We start from the raw sequence: 16687 nt of genomic DNA on the forward strand, positions 1-16687 counted from the left end.
TCATTACACTACGCCAGCGCGCAGCAGATCATGCATATGTACCACACCCAGCAGTTGGTCGCCATCGGCAACCATCACTGAGGTAATATGACGGGACTGCATCAGGTTCAGTACATCTACCGCCAGCGTGCCCGGACGGACGCGGATCCCGCCTGGTGTCATTACATCAGCGATGCCCAGCGTTCGGACATCCACACCCATATCGAATACCCGGCGCAGGTCGCCGTCGGTGAAAATGCCCTGAATCTTCATCAGATCGTCGCAGATAACCGTCATGCCCAGGTTTTTACGGGTGATCTCCAGTAACGCGTCGCGCAAAGAGGCCTCTTTGCTGACGTGCGGGATCTCATCCCCGGTGTGCATAATATCGTTGACCCGCAGCAGCAGTTTGCGCCCGAGCGCGCCGCCGGGGTGAGACAGAGCGAAATCTTCAGGCGTAAAACCGCGGGCTTCCAGCAGCGCAACGGCAAGGGCATCGCCCATCACCAGCGCGGCGGTTGTGCTGGAGGTCGGCGCCAGCCCCAGCGGACAGGCTTCTTTCGGCACCTTCACGCACAGGTGAATATCTGCCGCACGCGCCATGCTGCTTTCCGGGCGGCTGGTCATGCAAATCAGCGGTACGTGCAGACGCTTCAGCACCGGGATCAACGCCAGGATTTCATTCGATTCCCCGGAGTTGGACAGCGCAATAACCACGTCCTGCGGCGTAACCATGCCGAGGTCACCGTGCGCGGCTTCACCGGGATGAACGAAGAATGACGACGTGCCGGTACTGGCAAAGGTCGCCGCCATTTTGCGCCCGATATGGCCGGATTTGCCCATCCCCATCACCACGACTTTACCGGCGCAGTAGAACATCTTCTCACAGGCCAGACTAAAATCCTGATTAATGTACTGATCTAACTGCGCCAGACCTTCACGTTCAATCTCCAGAACGTCTTTGCCTGCTTTCTGAAAGTCAAAACCCGGCTGCAATTCTATTTGCGACATAATGCGTTTCCGTTTACCCAGAGAGAAGTGGCGAGAGCCAGTACAGCATCGCCAGCCATACGATAAATCCACCCGTCAGCAGCGCGCCCGCGCCTTTGCCGATCTGCTCTTTTCGCCGCCAGCAGAGCAGGGCGAAAATTACGCTGACCAGCAGCATCACACCGTAATCGCGCGTGAAGACCATAGGGTTAAACGGCCCCGGTGAGATTAATGCCGGCAGCCCCGTCACGATCGCGATATTGAAAATATTCGAGCCAATGATATTGCCGATGGCGATATCATCTTCCCCTTTACGTGCCCCGGCGATGGCGGTAGCCAGCTCTGGCAGGCTGGTGCCGATGGCGATGACCGTCAGACCGATTGTCAGTTCGCTCATCGCAAACGCGTTCGCCAGCACCGTCGCGTTATCGACCACCATCCGCGTGGCCATTGGCATTATGATCAGCGCGACGCCCAGCCACAGCAGGGCGACGGGTAAGGTCCCTTCCCGTGGCAGCTCGGCGAGATGCTCACGCGTGAGGCTATCATTACCCTGTTTTTCCGCCAGACGTGCGATCTTCACGCTGTAAAGCAACCAGATCACGGCCAGGGCGAGCAGGAATATACCGTCACCGACGCTCAGCACCCCGTCATAAAGCACATAGCCTGCCAGCAGACTGACGACTAACATTAGCGGCAATTCACGACGCAAAACATCGGAATGTACGCGAAATGGATGCAGTAATGCGGCTAAGCCTAAAATCAGCAAGATATTGACGATGTTAGAGCCAATCGCAGTGCCAATAGCGAGGTCGACCTGGCCATGCAACGAGGCTGAAACAGAAACGATGATTTCAGGAAGCGATGTGCCTACACTGACCACCGTCATCCCAATAATGATGGGCGGCATGCCAATGAGTCGACAGAGAATGGATGCGGCAAAGACCAAACGGTCAGCACTGTAGACCACCAACAGTAAACCAATTATTAACAGTGCTGTTGCTAAAAGCATCAAAAGTCCTTTCTTCAGGTATACTCGCTGGTCCACTGCGCACGAATTTTAGCGCCAGATGAAGTCTGAGACGTGACGAATTCCTAATTTTGACTTTATGCGCCGGAAAAGTAAAACAAATGCCAGCTTTCGCTAACCCCAATAGTGAATATTCTGTAAAAATGCGGGGTTTAGGGCTGATTTACGCTTCATGCCAGCAGTGAAGCAAGGTAAGTAAGGAACCATAAATGAGCCAAACGATGGCGAATATAGTCGATGTCCGGGGCGTCAGTTTTTCTCGCGGCAACCGGGTGATATTTGATGATATTTCGCTGACCGTGCCGCGCGGTAAAATCACCGCCATCATGGGGCCGTCAGGGATCGGTAAAACGACGTTGCTGCGTCTTATCGGCGGGCAAATCCCCCCTGATAGCGGCGAAATTCTCTTCGACGGTGAAAACGTCCCGGAGATGTCTCGCTCGCGCCTCTACACGGTTCGCAAACGGATGAGCATGCTCTTTCAGTCGGGTGCGCTGTTCACCGATATGAACGTATTTGACAACGTGGCCTATCCGCTGCGTGAGCATACCCATCTTCCTCCTGCGCTGTTGCACAGCACGGTGATGATGAAGCTCGAAGCTGTGGGGTTGCGGGGGGCTGCGAAACTTATGCCGTCCGAACTCTCGGGTGGGATGGCGCGCCGCGCCGCGCTGGCGCGTGCTATTGCCCTGGAACCCGATTTAATCATGTTCGATGAACCGTTCGTTGGGCAGGACCCTATCACCATGGGCGTGCTGGTGAAGTTAATCTCGGAGCTGAACAGCGCCCTTGGCGTCACCTGCGTGGTGGTTTCCCACGACGTGCCGGAAGTGCTGAGTATTGCTGATTACGCCTATATTGTGGCTGACAAAAAGATCGTCGCCCACGGCAGCGCTCAGGCGTTGCAGGAGAATGGCGATCCGCGCGTGCGGCAGTTCCTGGACGGTATCGCAGATGGGCCGGTGCCTTTCCGCTATCCGGCGGGCGACTATCATGACGATTTACTGGGAATAGGGAGTTAATCCACTCATGCTGTTAAATGCGTTGGCGGGTCTTGGACACCGTGGCCTAAAAACCATCAGTACGTTCGGGCGTGCCGGATTAATGTTGTTCAACGCGCTGGTTGGCAAACCGGAGTTCCGCAAGCATGCGCCGTTACTGGTGCGGCAGCTTTATAACGTCGGCGTGCTGTCGATGCTTATCATCATCGTGTCGGGTCTTTTTATTGGCATGGTGCTGGGGTTGCAGGGGTATCTGGTGCTGACAACCTACAGCGCGGAAACCAGCCTTGGCATGCTGGTGGCGCTCTCGCTGCTGCGTGAACTCGGGCCGGTTGTAGCAGCGCTGCTGTTCGCCGGGCGTGCCGGATCAGCGCTGACGGCTGAAATTGGCCTGATGCGCGCCACAGAGCAGCTCTCCAGTATGGAGATGATGGCGGTCGATCCGCTGCGCCGGGTGATCTCGCCGCGCTTCTGGGCCGGGGTTATCTCCTTACCGTTACTGACTATCCTCTTTGTGGCGGTAGGTATCTGGGGAGGCGCGCTGGTTGGCGTCAACTGGAAAGGCATTGATGCCGGGTTCTTCTGGTCTGCCATGCAGGACGCCATCGATCTGCGGATGGATCTGGTGAACTGTCTGATCAAGAGCGTGGTTTTCGCTGTGACGGTTACCTGGATTGCGTTGTTTAATGGTTACGATGCCATTCCGACGTCGGCGGGCATTAGCCGTGCAACGACGCGTACTGTCGTACATTCGTCGCTGGCCGTTTTAGGTCTGGATTTTGTGCTCACCGCACTGATGTTTGGGAATTGAGTTCATGCAAACGAGAAAAAATGAAATTTGGGTTGGCGTGTTTTTGCTTCTGGCGCTGCTGGCCGCGCTGTTTATCTGCCTGCGCGCGGCGGACATCACCTCTGTTCGCACCGAGCCGACGTATCGCGTCTACGCGACTTTCGATAATATCGGCGGCCTGAAGGCGCGCTCACCGGTCCGTATTGGTGGCGTCGTTATTGGACGTGTCGCTGACATTACGCTTGATGAGAAAACCTATCTGCCGCGCGTCGCAATGGATATCGAAGAACGCTATAACCACATTCCTGACACCAGCTCGCTCTCTATCCGCACCTCTGGCCTGCTGGGGGAGCAATATCTGGCCCTTAACGTTGGTTTTGAAGATCCTGAGCTGGGAACGTCTATCCTTAAAGACGGTAGCGTAATCCAGGATACCAAGTCAGCGATGGTGCTGGAAGATATGATTGGTCAGTTCCTTTACAACAGTAAAGGGGATGATAAAAAGTCTGACGATGCCCCTGCGCAGAGTGAAGACCACACCAACGTCGAACCGACGCCAGGCGCGACGAATTAATTTCAGGAGAAGTCATTCATGTTTAAACGACTGTTAATGGTTGCCATGCTGGTCATTGCCCCTCTAACCGCGGCGCACGCTGCGGATCAGAGTAACCCGTACAAACTGATGGATGAGGCCGCGAAGAAAACCTTCGACCGTCTTAAAAACGAACAGCCCAAAATCCGTTCCAACCCTGATTATCTGCGTGATGTGGTGGATCAGGAGCTGCTGCCGTATGTGCAGATCAAGTACGCGGGCGCACTGGTGCTGGGCCGTTACTACAAAGACGCGACCCCGGCGCAGCGCGAGGCTTACTTTGCGGCGTTCCGTGAATACCTGAAACAGGCTTACGGCCAGGCGCTGGCGATGTACCACGGGCAGACCTATCAGATTGCCCCTGAACAGCCGCTGGGCGATGCCACCATCATTCCTATCCGCGTGACGATTATCGATCCAAACGGTCGTCCGCCGGTACGCCTGGACTTCCAGTGGCGTAAAAACAGCCAGACCGGAAACTGGCAGGCGTACGACATGATCGCTGAAGGCGTCAGCATGATCACCACTAAACAGAACGAGTGGAGCGATCTGCTGCGCACCAAAGGCATCGATGGCCTGACGGCTCAGCTTCAGTCCATCTCTCGTCAGAAAATTACCCTGGACGAGAAGAAGTAATGTCACAGCAGCTTAGCTGGGCGCGTGACGGCGAGACGTTGACGCTGACGGGAGAGCTGGATCAGGATCTGCTTAACCCGCTGTGGGACGCTCGCCATAACGCGATGCAGGGCGTGACGTTGATTGATCTCCATGGCGTCACGCGGGTAGATACCGCCGGTATCGCCCTGCTGGCGCACCTGGTGGCCACGGGCAAAAAGCAGGGGAGTAGCGTCACCCTGACGGGGGTAAGCGATAATGTCGTAACCCTTGCACAGCTTTACAATTTGCCTGAAGACGTATTACCTCGCTAACTTTTTCAGTACGTTACTTCCGAAAGCCCCGACAGTTTACGCGTCGGGGCTTTTTGCTTGTTTAAGACCGCGCCACTTTGCTCTAAGATGTTGAGCTTGTTTTCACTATCAGATGATGTAGACCCCATGGAAAATAATGAAATCCAGACAGTGCTGATGAATGCACTCTCCCTTCAGGAAGCCCACGTCTCTGGCGATGGCAGTCACTTCCAGGTTATTGCTGTGGGTGAGATGTTCGACGGAATGAGTCGCGTGAAGAAACAGCAGGCTGTGTACGCGCCGCTGATGGAATACATTGCGGATAACCGCATCCACGCCCTGTCGATTAAAGCGTTCACCCCACAGGAGTGGGCACGCGATCGCAAACTAAACGGTTTTTGAGCTGAGGGCGAAGCGCCCGCAGCACGGTTGAATTTATAAGAGAGCAAACGATGGATAAATTTCGTGTACAGGGACCCACGCGTCTCCAGGGCGAAGTCACAATTTCTGGCGCTAAAAACGCCGCGCTGCCCATTCTTTTCGCTGCGCTGCTCGCAGAAGAGCCGGTAGAGATCCAGAACGTACCGAAGCTGAAAGATATCGACACGACCATGAAGTTGCTCGGCCAGTTGGGCACCAAAGTGGAGCGTAACGGTTCCGTCTGGATCGATGCCAGCAACGTGAACAACTTCTCAGCGCCGTATGAGCTGGTGAAAACCATGCGTGCTTCCATCTGGGCGCTTGGCCCGCTGGTGGCGCGTTTCGGTCAGGGACAGGTTTCACTGCCGGGCGGATGCGCTATCGGCGCCCGTCCAGTCGACCTGCATATCTTCGGTCTGGAAAAGCTGGGCGCGGAGATCAAGCTGGAAGAGGGGTACGTTAAAGCGTCCGTCAATGGTCGCCTGAAAGGCGCGCACATTGTCATGGACAAAGTGAGCGTGGGCGCAACGGTAACCATCATGTCGGCTGCTACGCTGGCAGAAGGCACTACCATCATCGAAAACGCCGCCCGAGAGCCGGAAATCGTGGATACCGCGAACTTCCTGGTCGCGCTGGGGGCGAAGATCAGCGGGCAGGGCACAGACCGTATCACCATCGAAGGCGTTGAACGTCTGGGTGGTGGTGTGTACCGCGTACTGCCAGACCGTATCGAAACCGGTACTTTCCTGGTAGCGGCTGCCATTTCTGGCGGTAAGATTGTTTGTCGTAACGCACAACCGGATACCCTGGATGCGGTGCTGGCGAAACTGCGCGATGCGGGTGCGGACATTGAAATTGGTGAAGACTGGATCAGCCTCGATATGCACGGGCAGCGTCCTAAAGCCGTTAACGTGCGCACTGCGCCACATCCGGCATTCCCGACGGATATGCAGGCACAGTTCACCCTGTTGAACCTGGTGGCCGAAGGCACAGGCTTCATCACGGAAACTATCTTCGAAAACCGTTTCATGCACGTACCTGAACTGATCCGTATGGGTGCGCATGCTGAGATTGAAAGCAACACGGTCATTTGCCACGGCGTTGAAAAACTGTCCGGTGCGCAGGTGATGGCGACCGATCTGCGCGCGTCTGCGAGCCTCGTACTGGCAGGTTGTATTGCGGAAGGGACTACCGTTGTCGATCGTATCTACCACATCGATCGTGGTTACGAGCGTATTGAAGACAAACTGCGCGCGCTGGGTGCGAATATCGAGCGTGTGAAGGGCGAGTAATCGTTCCGGCACCCCCCTGCCAGAACAGGCCGGGGGATTGCTGTTCCTGTAAATCCGGGTGCATCAGTCCTGATGTGCTTTCTTCGCTTTGCTCTGGCGCATCATGCGCGTTCTGTCGATAAATTCATGGGTAATGGGATCGTGATAGCGTGACGGCCATATCACCCACGGATGCGTATCCAGCGCCGTCGCAATAATCAGTTCCCCCTTCGGCCATGGGCGGGTCAGGGCGTTTGCCAGCGTCGACGAGCTCAGCCCATGACGACGTGATTCGGCAGCCAGCGATGTCCCTTTTTTACGCAGTGCCGCAATAATGTCAGCAGAATGCCAGTCGATGAATTTTGTATCCATAATGCTGTCCTTGTGTTCGTTATCGTCCACGTCGTTTCGTGTGAAAAGACAGCATTACTATACTCACTTCGAACATCTGTTCTAAAAAGTTCATGTTACGAGAAGCAATATTCAGAATAAGGCACGGCTTTATACATACGGCCTGTAACCTGATGAGCTTACGCGTAAATGTAATTTATTGGTGCGTACTGGAACCTCCCTACGAGATCGCAGGGAGATGAGGAGGGGATTAACGGTCGCGCTGGACGGCGATGTGCGCGAGGCCGATTAGCGCATCACGCCATGGGCTGTCGGGAATGACCTGAATTGCGGCGATGGCTTTGTCTGCTTCTTCTTCAGCACGCTGACGCGTCCATTCAAGGGAACCACAGATGGCCATTGTTTCCAGTACCGGTTCCAGAAGATGGCGACCATTTCCCTGCTCGATAGCCTCCCGGATCATTTTCGCCTGCTCTGGTGTGCCATTGCGCATCGCGTGGAGCAGCGGCAGCGTTGGCTTGCCTTCGTTCAGGTCATCGCCAACGTTTTTACCGAGCGTTTCGCCATCCGCGCTGTAGTCCAGCAAATCATCAATCAGCTGGAACGCGGTGCCGAGGTAACGGCCGTAGTCCTGAAGCCCTTTTTCCTGAGCTTCGCTACAGCCTGCCAGAATGCCGGAGCACTGCGCGGCGGCTTCAAACAGACGTGCGGTCTTGCTGTAAATTACCCGCATATAGTTTTCTTCGGTGATGTCCGGGTCGTTGACGTTCATCAACTGTAGGACTTCGCCTTCAGCGATAACGTTTACGGCTTCTGACATCACTTCCAGCACCTTCAGCGAGCCAAGGCTGGTCATCATCTGGAAGGCTCGGGTATAGATAAAATCCCCTACCAGAACGCTTGCCGCATTACCAAACGCGGCATTGGCGGTGGCTTTGCCACGACGCATGTCTGATTCATCCACAACATCGTCATGAAGCAGGGTGGCGGTGTGGATAAATTCGATCAGCGCCGCGATCGTGACGTGGGCATTTCCCTGATAGCCAACCGCGCGTGCGGCCAGAATGGCAATCATCGGACGAATACGTTTACCGCCGCCGCTGACGATGTAATAGCCCAACTGATTGATCAGCTGAACGTCAGAGTTGAGTTGCTCCAGGATTGCTGCATTCACACCCGCCATATCTTGCGCGGTTAACTCATTGATTTTTTCTAAATTCATCGCAAAAGCCGGGCTTTTTATCCTGTTTATCCCACACGAGATGGGTACACAAAGGGTTTCGGTTTATAAATAGTATTGCTGATTGTACTGAAAAAATGGCTCAGATAAACGTTACCGTACGTGTTGTGTTTTTTTTCTTCATGTATTGATGGTAGCACTTGTCAAAGGCTCGCGTTTTGCGTAATATTCGCGCCCTATTGTGAATATTTATAGCGCACTCTGAATCATACGAGGATGTGCGCGGAAGCGGAGTTTATATGTACGCGGTTTTCCAAAGTGGTGGTAAACAACACCGAGTAAGCGAAGGTCAGACCGTTCGCCTGGAAAAGCTGGACATCGCAACTGGCGAATCTGTTGAGTTCGCTGAAGTTCTGATGATCGCAAACGGTGAAGAAGTCAAAATCGGCGTTCCTTTCGTTGATGGCGGCGTTATCAAAGCTGAAGTTGTTGCTCACGGTCGTGGCGAGAAAGTTAAAATCGTTAAGTTTCGTCGTCGTAAACACTATCGTAAGCAGCAGGGCCACCGTCAGTGGTTCACTGATGTGAAAATTACTGGCATCAGCGCCTAAGACCTGAGGAGAGATTTAAATGGCACATAAAAAGGCTGGCGGCTCCACACGTAACGGTCGCGATTCAGAAGCTAAACGCCTGGGCGTTAAGCGTTTCGGTGGCGAATCCGTTCTGGCGGGTAGCATCATCGTTCGTCAGCGTGGCACCAAGTTCCACGCGGGTACCAACGTAGGTTGCGGTCGTGACCACACTCTGTTTGCTAAAGCAGACGGTAAAGTGAAATTTGAAGTTAAAGGCCCGAACAACCGTAAATACATCAGCATCGTTGCTGAGTAAGGTTTTCTCGGTCCGGTAACGGATTAAAGCCCCGCAACGTGTTGCGGGGCTTTTTACATTGGAAACCCGGAAAATTTTCTGTAGGGAAAACGGGCATGAAGCAGCAGGCCGGCATTGGTATTCTTTTGGCGCTCACTACCGCGATGTGCTGGGGTGCGCTGCCAATTGCAATGAAGCAGGTACTGGAAGTGATGGAACCGCCCACGGTGGTGTTTTATCGCTTCCTGATGGCAAGTATAGGCCTGGGCGCCATTCTGGCCGTCAAAGGTAAGCTGCCACCGCTGCGCATCTTCCGAAAACCGCGCTGGCTGGTGTTACTGGCTATCGCGACGGGCGGTCTGTTCGGTAACTTCATTCTGTTCAGCTCTTCCCTGCAATATCTTAGCCCTACAGCGTCGCAGGTGATTGGTCAGCTATCACCGGTCGGCATGATGGTCGCCAGCGTATTCATCCTCAAGGAGAAGATGCGCGGTACGCAGATCATCGGGGCAAGCATGCTGCTTTGCGGTCTGGTGATGTTCTTTAACACCAGTCTGATCGAGATTTTTACCCGCCTGACGGATTACACCTGGGGTGTCATTTTTGGGGTGGGTGCAGCAACGGTCTGGGTGAGTTATGGCGTCGCGCAAAAGGTGTTATTGCGTCGTCTTGCCTCACAGCAGATCCTCTTTTTGCTGTACACTTTGTGTACACTGGCATTATTGCCGTTAGCTAAGCCGGGGGTGATTACCCAGCTCAGCGACTGGCAACTGGCGTGCCTCATTTTTTGTGGGCTGAACACGCTGGTCGGTTATGGCGCGCTGGCTGAAGCTATGGCGCGCTGGCAGGCAGCACAGGTTAGCGCCTTAATCACGCTTACCCCGCTGTTTACGCTGTTATTTTCAGATTTGTTATCAATGGCCTGGCCCGATGTCTTCGTCAAGCCGATGCTCAACCTGTTGGGTTATCTCGGTGCGTTTGTCGTGGTTGCGGGCGCGATGTATTCCGCCATTGGTCATCGTCTCTGGGGGCGTTGGCGCAAAAATGAAGCGGTTGTAATAGTCCCCCGCTCAGGCGAATGAGTTACGGAGAGTAAAATGAAGTTTGTTGATGAAGCGACGATTCTGGTCGTGGCAGGTGATGGCGGTAACGGTTGTGTAAGCTTCCGCCGTGAAAAATATATTCCTCGTGGCGGTCCTGACGGCGGTGACGGTGGGGACGGTGGCGACGTGTGGCTGGAGGCGGATGAAAACCTCAACACGCTGATCGACTACCGTTTCGAAAAATCTTTCCGCGCCGAACGTGGGCAGAACGGCCAGAGCCGCGACTGTACCGGTAAACGCGGTAAAGACGTGACGATCAAAGTGCCGGTAGGTACGCGTGTCATCGATCAGGGCACGGGCGAAACCATGGGTGATATGACCAAACACGGTCAGCGCCTGATGGTGGCGAAAGGCGGCTGGCACGGTCTGGGTAACAGCCGTTTCAAATCTTCCGTTAACCGTACCCCGCGTCAGAAAACCATGGGTACCCCGGGTGATAAGCGCGACCTGCAACTGGAACTGATGCTGCTGGCGGATGTGGGGATGCTGGGTATGCCAAACGCCGGTAAATCGACGTTTATCCGTGCGGTCTCTGCGGCGAAACCAAAAGTGGCGGATTATCCGTTTACGACGCTGGTACCGAGCCTGGGCGTTGTCCGTATGGATAACGAGAAGAGCTTCGTGGTCGCTGACATCCCGGGTCTGATTGAAGGGGCAGCAGAAGGCGCCGGTCTGGGGATTCGCTTCCTGAAGCACCTTGAGCGTTGTCGCGTACTGTTGCACCTCATCGACATCGATCCAATCGACGGTTCCGATCCGGTTGAAAACGCCCGTATCATTATCGGCGAGCTGGAGAAATACAGTGAAAAACTGGCGCAAAAACCGCGCTGGCTGGTATTTAACAAGATCGACCTGATGGATAAAGCGGAAGCTGAAGCGAAAGCTAAAGCGATTGCCGAAGCGATGGGTTGGGAAGATAAGTACTACCTGATCTCTGCCGCCAGCCAGGTTGGCGTGAAAGATCTCTGCTGGGATGTGATGACCTTTATCATCGAGAATCCGGTTGTTCAGGCAGAAGAGGCGAAACAGCCTGAAAAAGTCGAATTCATGTGGGATGACTACCACCGCCAGCAGCTCGAAGAGCTGGAAGCGGAAGAAGATGATGAAGACTGGGACGATGACTGGGATGAAGACGACGAAGAAGGCGTCGAGTTCATCTACAAGCACTAACCTCAGTATAAGCCCCTTAACGGGGCTTTTTTTTATCCTATTTTCGCCGGTAACCAACAGCTGGCGATGAGGCCGCCCGCAGCGCCATTCTCCAGCGTTAAATGGCCATGATGGAGCTGTACGATACGCTGTACGATGCTCAGCCCAAGGCCGCTGCCGCCGTAGCGCTGGTCGAGACGTCGGAAAGGTTCGGTGATCGACTGGCGGTGTGCCTCATCAATACCCGGCCCCTGATCGGTAACGCTCACCCGGGTACCGCTTTCCGTCGCTGTTAATGCCACTTCAATGGTTGTGCCTGCCGGGCTGTAGCGGGCGGCATTCTCCAGAAGGTTCCTTAGCATCAGACGTAACAGGACGGCGTCGCCCTGTACCGTCAGCGGGCTGTGAGCAGGCCATATCACCGTATGCTCTCTGGCTTCATGCTCCAGGCTAAGCGGAGCAATGATCGTCTCAGTCCAGTTCACGGTATCGTAATGGCCGCTGGCCATCGCCTGTCCGGCACGCGCCAGCATCAGCAGCTGTTCCACCGTGTGCATCAACTGATCGATCCGGTTTATCAGTGGCGTGGCCTGCGGGGAACCGGACTGAGCCATCAGTTCCAGATGGAGCCTGATCCCCGCAAGCGGCGTACGTAACTCGTGTGCCGCATCGGCGGTAAACAGGCGTTCCTGTTGAATAGTGTGGTCCAGCCGGGCGAGGAGTTGATTGAGCGATGTGGTCACAGCGCCTATCTCTTCCATATCTGAATACATCGGCAGGGGAGTCAGATTATCCGCCGAACGGTTCGCAAGGCTGGCGCGAAGTTTGTTGAGTGGACGGGTGATCCAGGTTACTGCCCAGAATGAGAAGAGCAGGGTAAAACCGACCATCACCAGAGAAGGGACCAGCAGGGAGGCAATGGCTTCGCGGATCTCTTTTTCGACATGGTTGTTGCGCGCTTTCGCAGACAATGTTTCGTTCACCAGAAAACCGATTTGCTCGCGGCTCTCATGCCACAGCCAGACTACGCTAACCAGTTGAAAAAATAGCAGTATAACCGCCAGCAACACCATTAATCGCCGGCGCATACTGTTCATTTCTGGCTCTCCAGACGGTAACCCACGCCACGTACGGTTTTGATGCGATCTTTACCGATCTTGCGGCGCAGATTATGAATGTGAACTTCAAGCGTGTTTGATCCTGGATCGTCCTGCCAGGAGTAGATGTCCTGTTGCAGCGTTTCACGGTGCACGGTCTGCCCGCTGCGCATGATCAGACGCGTCAGCAGAGCGAACTCTTTTGGGGTCACTTCCACAGGCTGAGACTGGCGCAGCACCTGCTGAGTTTGCAGATTGAGGGTGATATCCCCGTCCGTCAGCAGGTTGTCGCTGTGGCCCTGATAGCGGCGGATTAACGCCCGTACGCGAGCCTGTAGCTCGGCAAGGGCGAAGGGTTTTACCAGATAATCGTCAGCGCCAGAATCCAGCCCGTTAATTCTGTCTTCAATGGCATCGCGGGCGGTGAGAATCAATACGGGATTCTCCACTCCGCGACGACGCCACTGGCAGAGCAGCGTCGCGCCGTCTTTATCCGGCAGTCCCAAATCCAGGATCACAAGGCTGTATTCTCCGCTCTGGATCAAGGCATCTGCTTCAGCCGCCGTGGCGGCACAATCCAGGGCGTAGCCCTCATTCCCCAGTGCCAGCGCTAACCCTTCCTGTAATAACAGATCGTCTTCAACTATCAGTAGTTTCATCGCTAGTTATTCTGGTAGATGTCCTTATAGAGCCTGCTTTCGAAACGCACCAGTGGAATACGACGATTGCGCTGGTCAGCCGGTTCGACGGCATAGCCGGAAAGATACTGCACAAAGGCCATGCGTTGCCCGCTGGCTGTCGTGATAAAACCGGCAAGGTTGTAAACGCCTTGCAGGGAACCCGTTTTGGCTGACACTTTGCCATCCACGCCTGCAGCGTGAAGGCCCGCACGGTACTGAAGTGACCCATCGTGTCCGGCGAGCGGCAGCATTGTAATAAAGTTTAGCTCAGCGTCATGCTGAGCGATGTACTGCAACACCTGCATCATGGTGGCCGGTGAGATCAGGTTATGGCGCGATAAACCAGAACCGTCGACAGCGATCGTATTGCCCAGATCGATACCCGCCTGCTGGCGCAGGATCTGACGTACGGCATCAGAACCGGCCCGCCAGGTTCCTGGCACACCAAAGCGCGCGTGCCCGATCATACGGAACACCGTGTCGGCAATCATGTTATCCGACTTTTTCAGCATAATCTTAAGCAAATCATGCAGTGGCGCGGACTGTTTGCTGGCAATCACCGTGCCTGGTTCATTCACCTGCGTCTGGCGCAGCAGCGTTCCGGTGTAGGTTATGCCCGCCTGCTTCAGTTCATCTTTAAAAATGGCACCGGCATAGCCTGCGCCATCCTGAATGGCAAAGGCCAGCGGGAGGGGATCGGCCCGCTGGGTCAGGCAGCCGGTGAGCGTATAGCGATTGAGATCGCCCGGTACCACGTCGAGCTCACAATACTGCGCCTCCGGGGAGCCTTTCGCCAGCGTCCGCACCTGGCTGAACATCGTGACCGGGTAGTAAGACGCCACGCGGATAAACGCTAAGTCATTGGGTTTTGGCGCGCTGTAAAGCGATACGGAGAAGCAGTTACGGTCAACGATGGCGGCGGCTGGCGGGGCGCTAAAGCACTGCGTCATGTCGTTCCATGGCCAGCCAGGCGCTTTATCGTGGCTGGCGAAAATGGAGGTGTCGATCAGCACGTTGCCATCAATTTTTGTTACGCCGGATTTTTTCAGTACCGCCACCATGTTGCGGACATCCTGGCGCTTAAAGGTGGGATCGCCACCAAAACGGGCGATAAGATCGCCTTTCAGTTCGCCACCCTCAACGTTACCTCTGGTTTCAAGGGTGGTAGTAAAACGGAAGTCAGGCCCGAGCTGGAGCAGGGCGGCGAGGGCAGTGATCACCTTCTGGGTACTGGCAGGCAGCGCCATCTGTTGACTGTGATAGTCAATCTCGGGAGCCTGCGCGCCAACCTTCTGCACCATCAGGGCAAGGTTCGCGCCGGCGGGCAGTTGATTAATGTACTCATCAACATTCGCGGCCTGAACGGTGAACGTTATACTGGTAGTCAATCCGATGATAAAACTGGAAAATCGCATAATCTCGCGCTAACAACCCGAAAACAAACCGTCATACTACGGTGCATGGCACTGTAAAGTAAACGATGACCCATAGTGAACTTCGCGGTAAAATGCGTATCAAATTGAAAAATTGCTGCTGACCTGGGGCGTTGCTCCCGGGTCGGTTTTCTTTTTGCTTCTGGCCTGTTCAGGTGGGCTGGAGCAGGGAACACTGCTCCCAACAGGAATGTTTAAGAGGTATAACAAATGCAAGCTATTCCGATGACCTTACGTGGTGCCGAAAAACTGCGCGAAGAGCTGGATTTTCTGAAATCCGTACGTCGCCCTGAAATCATCGCCGCTATCGCGGATGCGCGTGAGCATGGCGACCTGAAAGAGAATGCTGAATACCACGCGGCGCGTGAGCAGCAGGGTTTCTGCGAGGGGCGCATCAAAGATATCGAAGCGAAACTGTCCAACGCGCAGGTTATCGATATCACTAAAATGCCAAACAACGGTCGCGTGATCTTCGGCTCTACCGTCACCGTCCTGAATCTGGACAACGACGAAGAGCAAACCTATCGCATCGTGGGTGATGATGAAGCGGACTTCAAACAGAACCTGATTTCGGTGAACTCCCCGATTGCTCGCGGCCTGATTGGCAAAGAGCAGGATGATGTTGTGATTATCCGCACCCCGGGTGGCGAAGTGGAATACGAAATTATTAAGGTTGAATACCTGTAATTCGCTTCTCTTCTAAGATGTTGATACATTGTAAAGAAAAGAAAAAGGCCGCATAGCGGCCTTTTATCAACTCAAGGAGCATGGCATTTTGCTCGCCTGCTGAAAGAAATCCCTCGTTTCACACAGAAAATGTGTTTGATTCAGGATATCCTTAACGTGGCAGCGAGATTTTGCGCTCTTTAGATGGGCGATAGAGCACCAGCGTTTTACCGATGACCTGTACATTACAGGCGCCGGTTTCGCGCACGATGGCTTCCACGATCAGGTTTTTAGTGTCTCTGTCTTCAGAGGCGATTTTCACCTTGATCAGCTCGTGGTGTTCCAGCGCTTGTTCAATCTCGGCAAGCACCCCTTCGGTCAAACCATTGTTGCCAAGCATCACTACAGGCTTGAGCGGATGTGCCAGACCTTTAAGGTGCTGTTTTTGTTTAGTACTCAGATTCATCGTATATTTTTGCTTACGTTGGGATTGAAAACGGTTCATTCTACCGCCATCTCCCTAATATCGCCAAATAGCTGCGTAGAAATTTACGTCACAGGCAAGTAACGATGAACCAGGACGGAAATGTTAAATGACAGGTAAAAAGCGTTCTGCCAGCTCCAGCCGCTGGCTTCAGGAACACTTTAGCGATAAATATGTTCAACAGGCGCAGAAAAAGGGGTTACGTTCCCGCGCCTGGTTTAAACTTGATGAAATACAGCAAAGTGACAAACTTTTTAAACCGGGAATGACGGTGGTCGACCTCGGTGCGGCACCTGGCGGATGGTCTCAGTATGCGGTTACGCAGATCGGCGGAACGGGCCGTATCATCGCATGCGATCTTTTACCAATGGATCCCATCGTCGGTGTCGACTTCCTTCAGGGCGACTTTCGTGATGAATTAGTGCTTAAAGCATTACTTGATCGTGTAGGTGACAGTAAGGTCCAGGTTGTCATGTCGGATATGGCACCAAATATGTGTGGAACACCGGCGGTGGATATCCCCCGCGCCATGTATCTGGTGGAACTAGCGTTAGAAATGTGTCGTGATGTACTAGCGCCTGGTGGTAGTTTTGTTGTGAAGGTGTTTCAGGGCGAAGGTTTCGAGGAGTATCTTAAGGAAATTCGCTCCCTGTTTGCGAAGGTCAAAGTTCGTAAGCCGGACTCTTCCCGGGCCCG

21 protein-coding genes are annotated in these 16687 nt (G+C 54.3%); 13 read left to right on the top strand and 8 right to left on the bottom strand.

The annotated features are described in order from the left end of the window. Positions 1-3: 3 nt before the first annotated feature. Both kdsD and ACOTX2_RS10735 read right to left on the bottom strand, forming a co-directional pair. Positions 4-990 (bottom strand): arabinose-5-phosphate isomerase KdsD, encoded by a 987-nt coding sequence (kdsD, locus tag ACOTX2_RS10730; protein WP_003861853.1) that lies wholly within the window; start codon positions 988-990, stop codon positions 4-6. Positions 991-1003: 13 nt separating this feature from the next. Next, entirely contained in the window at positions 1004-1981 is a 978-nt protein-coding gene (locus ACOTX2_RS10735; protein ID WP_003861852.1) for a calcium/sodium antiporter, read from the bottom strand. A gap of 227 nt (positions 1982-2208) precedes the next feature. Between ACOTX2_RS10735 and mlaF the strand changes: the two genes are divergently transcribed. From mlaF to murA, 7 genes are all read left to right on the top strand, one after another. Next, entirely contained in the window at positions 2209-3021 is an 813-nt protein-coding gene (mlaF, locus tag ACOTX2_RS10740) for a phospholipid ABC transporter ATP-binding protein MlaF (protein ID WP_022649527.1), read from the top strand. A 7-nt stretch (positions 3022-3028) separates the two neighbouring features. Next, a complete protein-coding gene (gene mlaE / locus ACOTX2_RS10745) occupies positions 3029-3811 on the top strand; it encodes a lipid asymmetry maintenance ABC transporter permease subunit MlaE (RefSeq protein WP_003861848.1) in 783 nt (260 codons plus the stop codon). Positions 3812-3815: 4 nt separating this feature from the next. Beyond that, positions 3816-4364, top strand: coding sequence for an outer membrane lipid asymmetry maintenance protein MlaD (gene mlaD / locus ACOTX2_RS10750; RefSeq protein ID WP_022649526.1), 549 nt, complete (start codon positions 3816-3818; stop codon positions 4362-4364). Positions 4365-4382: 18 nt separating this feature from the next. Beyond that, positions 4383-5018, top strand: coding sequence for a phospholipid-binding protein MlaC (mlaC, locus tag ACOTX2_RS10755; RefSeq protein ID WP_006812130.1), 636 nt, complete (start codon positions 4383-4385; stop codon positions 5016-5018). Further along, on the top strand, positions 5018-5311 hold the full coding sequence (gene mlaB, locus ACOTX2_RS10760) for a lipid asymmetry maintenance protein MlaB (protein ID WP_022649525.1): 294 nt from the start codon (positions 5018-5020) through the stop codon (positions 5309-5311). The genes mlaC and mlaB overlap by 1 nt, the downstream gene beginning before the upstream one ends. 126 nt (positions 5312-5437) lie before the next feature. Next, positions 5438-5692 (top strand): BolA family iron metabolism protein IbaG, encoded by a 255-nt coding sequence (gene ibaG / locus ACOTX2_RS10765; protein WP_003861840.1) that lies wholly within the window; start codon positions 5438-5440, stop codon positions 5690-5692. A gap of 50 nt (positions 5693-5742) precedes the next feature. Then, positions 5743-7002 carry a UDP-N-acetylglucosamine 1-carboxyvinyltransferase gene (gene murA, locus ACOTX2_RS10770; RefSeq protein WP_006812128.1) on the top strand — a complete coding sequence of 420 codons (1260 nt, stop codon included), beginning with the start codon at positions 5743-5745 and terminating at the stop codon, positions 7000-7002. Positions 7003-7065: 63 nt separating this feature from the next. Here murA and sfsB read toward each other — a convergent pair whose 3' ends face one another. Together sfsB and ispB are read right to left on the bottom strand one after the other, a co-directional pair. Then, positions 7066-7353, bottom strand: coding sequence for a DNA-binding transcriptional regulator SfsB (gene sfsB, locus ACOTX2_RS10775; protein WP_022649524.1), 288 nt, complete (start codon positions 7351-7353; stop codon positions 7066-7068). Between the two features lie 229 nt (positions 7354-7582). Next, positions 7583-8554, bottom strand: coding sequence for an octaprenyl diphosphate synthase (gene ispB / locus ACOTX2_RS10780; protein ID WP_006812126.1), 972 nt, complete (start codon positions 8552-8554; stop codon positions 7583-7585). Between the two features lie 257 nt (positions 8555-8811). On the opposite strand from ispB, the gene rplU reads away from it, so the two are divergent. The 4 genes from rplU to cgtA all read left to right on the top strand — a co-directional run bounded on the left by rplU (position 8812) and on the right by cgtA (position 11652). After that, positions 8812-9123, top strand: coding sequence for a 50S ribosomal protein L21 (gene rplU, locus ACOTX2_RS10785; protein WP_003025032.1), 312 nt, complete (start codon positions 8812-8814; stop codon positions 9121-9123). A gap of 19 nt (positions 9124-9142) precedes the next feature. Continuing rightward, the gene (gene rpmA / locus ACOTX2_RS10790) at positions 9143-9400 is read left to right on the top strand and encodes a 50S ribosomal protein L27 (RefSeq protein ID WP_003861831.1); all 258 of its coding nucleotides are present in this window, start codon (positions 9143-9145) and stop codon (positions 9398-9400) included. A gap of 95 nt (positions 9401-9495) precedes the next feature. After that, on the top strand, positions 9496-10461 hold the full coding sequence (locus ACOTX2_RS10795; protein ID WP_003861826.1) for a DMT family transporter: 966 nt from the start codon (positions 9496-9498) through the stop codon (positions 10459-10461). A 15-nt stretch (positions 10462-10476) separates the two neighbouring features. Then, positions 10477-11652: an Obg family GTPase CgtA gene (gene cgtA, locus ACOTX2_RS10800; protein WP_003861823.1), complete on the top strand. Its 1176-nt coding sequence runs from the start codon at positions 10477-10479 to the stop codon at positions 11650-11652. A gap of 32 nt (positions 11653-11684) precedes the next feature. On the opposite strand, the gene pmrB is transcribed toward cgtA, so the two are convergent. Genes pmrB through dacB form a run of 3 tightly spaced genes read right to left on the bottom strand, consistent with a single transcriptional unit; the run spans position 11685 to position 14823 of the window. After that, the gene (gene pmrB, locus ACOTX2_RS10805; RefSeq protein ID WP_058677035.1) at positions 11685-12728 is read right to left on the bottom strand and encodes a two-component system sensor histidine kinase PmrB; all 1044 of its coding nucleotides are present in this window, start codon (positions 12726-12728) and stop codon (positions 11685-11687) included. Continuing rightward, the gene (gene pmrA / locus ACOTX2_RS10810; protein ID WP_063147846.1) at positions 12725-13387 is read right to left on the bottom strand and encodes a two-component system response regulator PmrA; all 663 of its coding nucleotides are present in this window, start codon (positions 13385-13387) and stop codon (positions 12725-12727) included. The genes pmrB and pmrA overlap by 4 nt, the downstream gene beginning before the upstream one ends. A gap of 2 nt (positions 13388-13389) precedes the next feature. Beyond that, on the bottom strand, positions 13390-14823 hold the full coding sequence (dacB, locus tag ACOTX2_RS10815) for a serine-type D-Ala-D-Ala carboxypeptidase (protein WP_003861817.1): 1434 nt from the start codon (positions 14821-14823) through the stop codon (positions 13390-13392). Positions 14824-15051: 228 nt separating this feature from the next. Here dacB and greA point away from each other — a divergent pair, with 228 nt between their 5' ends. Next, positions 15052-15528 (top strand): transcription elongation factor GreA, encoded by a 477-nt coding sequence (gene greA / locus ACOTX2_RS10820; protein WP_023298719.1) that lies wholly within the window; start codon positions 15052-15054, stop codon positions 15526-15528. A 151-nt stretch (positions 15529-15679) separates the two neighbouring features. Here greA and yhbY read toward each other — a convergent pair whose 3' ends face one another. Then, positions 15680-15973: a ribosome assembly RNA-binding protein YhbY gene (yhbY, locus tag ACOTX2_RS10825; protein ID WP_003861814.1), complete on the bottom strand. Its 294-nt coding sequence runs from the start codon at positions 15971-15973 to the stop codon at positions 15680-15682. Positions 15974-16100: 127 nt separating this feature from the next. Between yhbY and rlmE the strand changes: the two genes are divergently transcribed. Further along, positions 16101-16687 (top strand): 23S rRNA (uridine(2552)-2'-O)-methyltransferase RlmE (rlmE, locus tag ACOTX2_RS10830; protein ID WP_421625914.1); only part of this gene is annotated, 587 nt, incomplete at its 3' end.

The sequence above is a fragment of the Enterobacter cloacae complex sp. IR5412 genome (assembly GCF_049237385.1).
In the GTDB taxonomy this organism is placed as follows: domain Bacteria; phylum Pseudomonadota; class Gammaproteobacteria; order Enterobacterales; family Enterobacteriaceae; genus Enterobacter; species Enterobacter intestinihominis.

Coding starts and splice junctions, on each gene's coding strand:
- ACOTX2_RS10735 (WP_003861852.1), bottom strand. CDS start 1,981: ATGCTTTTAGCAACAGCACTGTTAATAATTGGTTTACTGTTGGTGGTC.
- rplU (WP_003025032.1), top strand. CDS start 8,812: ATGTACGCGGTTTTCCAAAGTGGTGGTAAACAACACCGAGTAAGCGAA.
- greA (WP_023298719.1), top strand. CDS start 15,052: ATGCAAGCTATTCCGATGACCTTACGTGGTGCCGAAAAACTGCGCGAA.
- ibaG (WP_003861840.1), top strand. CDS start 5,438: ATGGAAAATAATGAAATCCAGACAGTGCTGATGAATGCACTCTCCCTT.
- pmrB (WP_058677035.1), bottom strand. CDS start 12,728: ATGAACAGTATGCGCCGGCGATTAATGGTGTTGCTGGCGGTTATACTG.
- ispB (WP_006812126.1), bottom strand. CDS start 8,554: ATGAATTTAGAAAAAATCAATGAGTTAACCGCGCAAGATATGGCGGGT.
- dacB (WP_003861817.1), bottom strand. CDS start 14,823: ATGCGATTTTCCAGTTTTATCATCGGATTGACTACCAGTATAACGTTC.
- pmrA (WP_063147846.1), bottom strand. CDS start 13,387: ATGAAACTACTGATAGTTGAAGACGATCTGTTATTACAGGAAGGGTTA.
- ACOTX2_RS10795 (WP_003861826.1), top strand. CDS start 9,496: ATGAAGCAGCAGGCCGGCATTGGTATTCTTTTGGCGCTCACTACCGCG.
- mlaD (WP_022649526.1), top strand. CDS start 3,816: ATGCAAACGAGAAAAAATGAAATTTGGGTTGGCGTGTTTTTGCTTCTG.
- kdsD (WP_003861853.1), bottom strand. CDS start 990: ATGTCGCAAATAGAATTGCAGCCGGGTTTTGACTTTCAGAAAGCAGGC.
- yhbY (WP_003861814.1), bottom strand. CDS start 15,973: ATGAATCTGAGTACTAAACAAAAACAGCACCTTAAAGGTCTGGCACAT.
- rpmA (WP_003861831.1), top strand. CDS start 9,143: ATGGCACATAAAAAGGCTGGCGGCTCCACACGTAACGGTCGCGATTCA.
- murA (WP_006812128.1), top strand. CDS start 5,743: ATGGATAAATTTCGTGTACAGGGACCCACGCGTCTCCAGGGCGAAGTC.
- cgtA (WP_003861823.1), top strand. CDS start 10,477: ATGAAGTTTGTTGATGAAGCGACGATTCTGGTCGTGGCAGGTGATGGC.
- mlaC (WP_006812130.1), top strand. CDS start 4,383: ATGTTTAAACGACTGTTAATGGTTGCCATGCTGGTCATTGCCCCTCTA.
- mlaB (WP_022649525.1), top strand. CDS start 5,018: ATGTCACAGCAGCTTAGCTGGGCGCGTGACGGCGAGACGTTGACGCTG.
- mlaF (WP_022649527.1), top strand. CDS start 2,209: ATGAGCCAAACGATGGCGAATATAGTCGATGTCCGGGGCGTCAGTTTT.
- sfsB (WP_022649524.1), bottom strand. CDS start 7,353: ATGGATACAAAATTCATCGACTGGCATTCTGCTGACATTATTGCGGCA.
- mlaE (WP_003861848.1), top strand. CDS start 3,029: ATGCTGTTAAATGCGTTGGCGGGTCTTGGACACCGTGGCCTAAAAACC.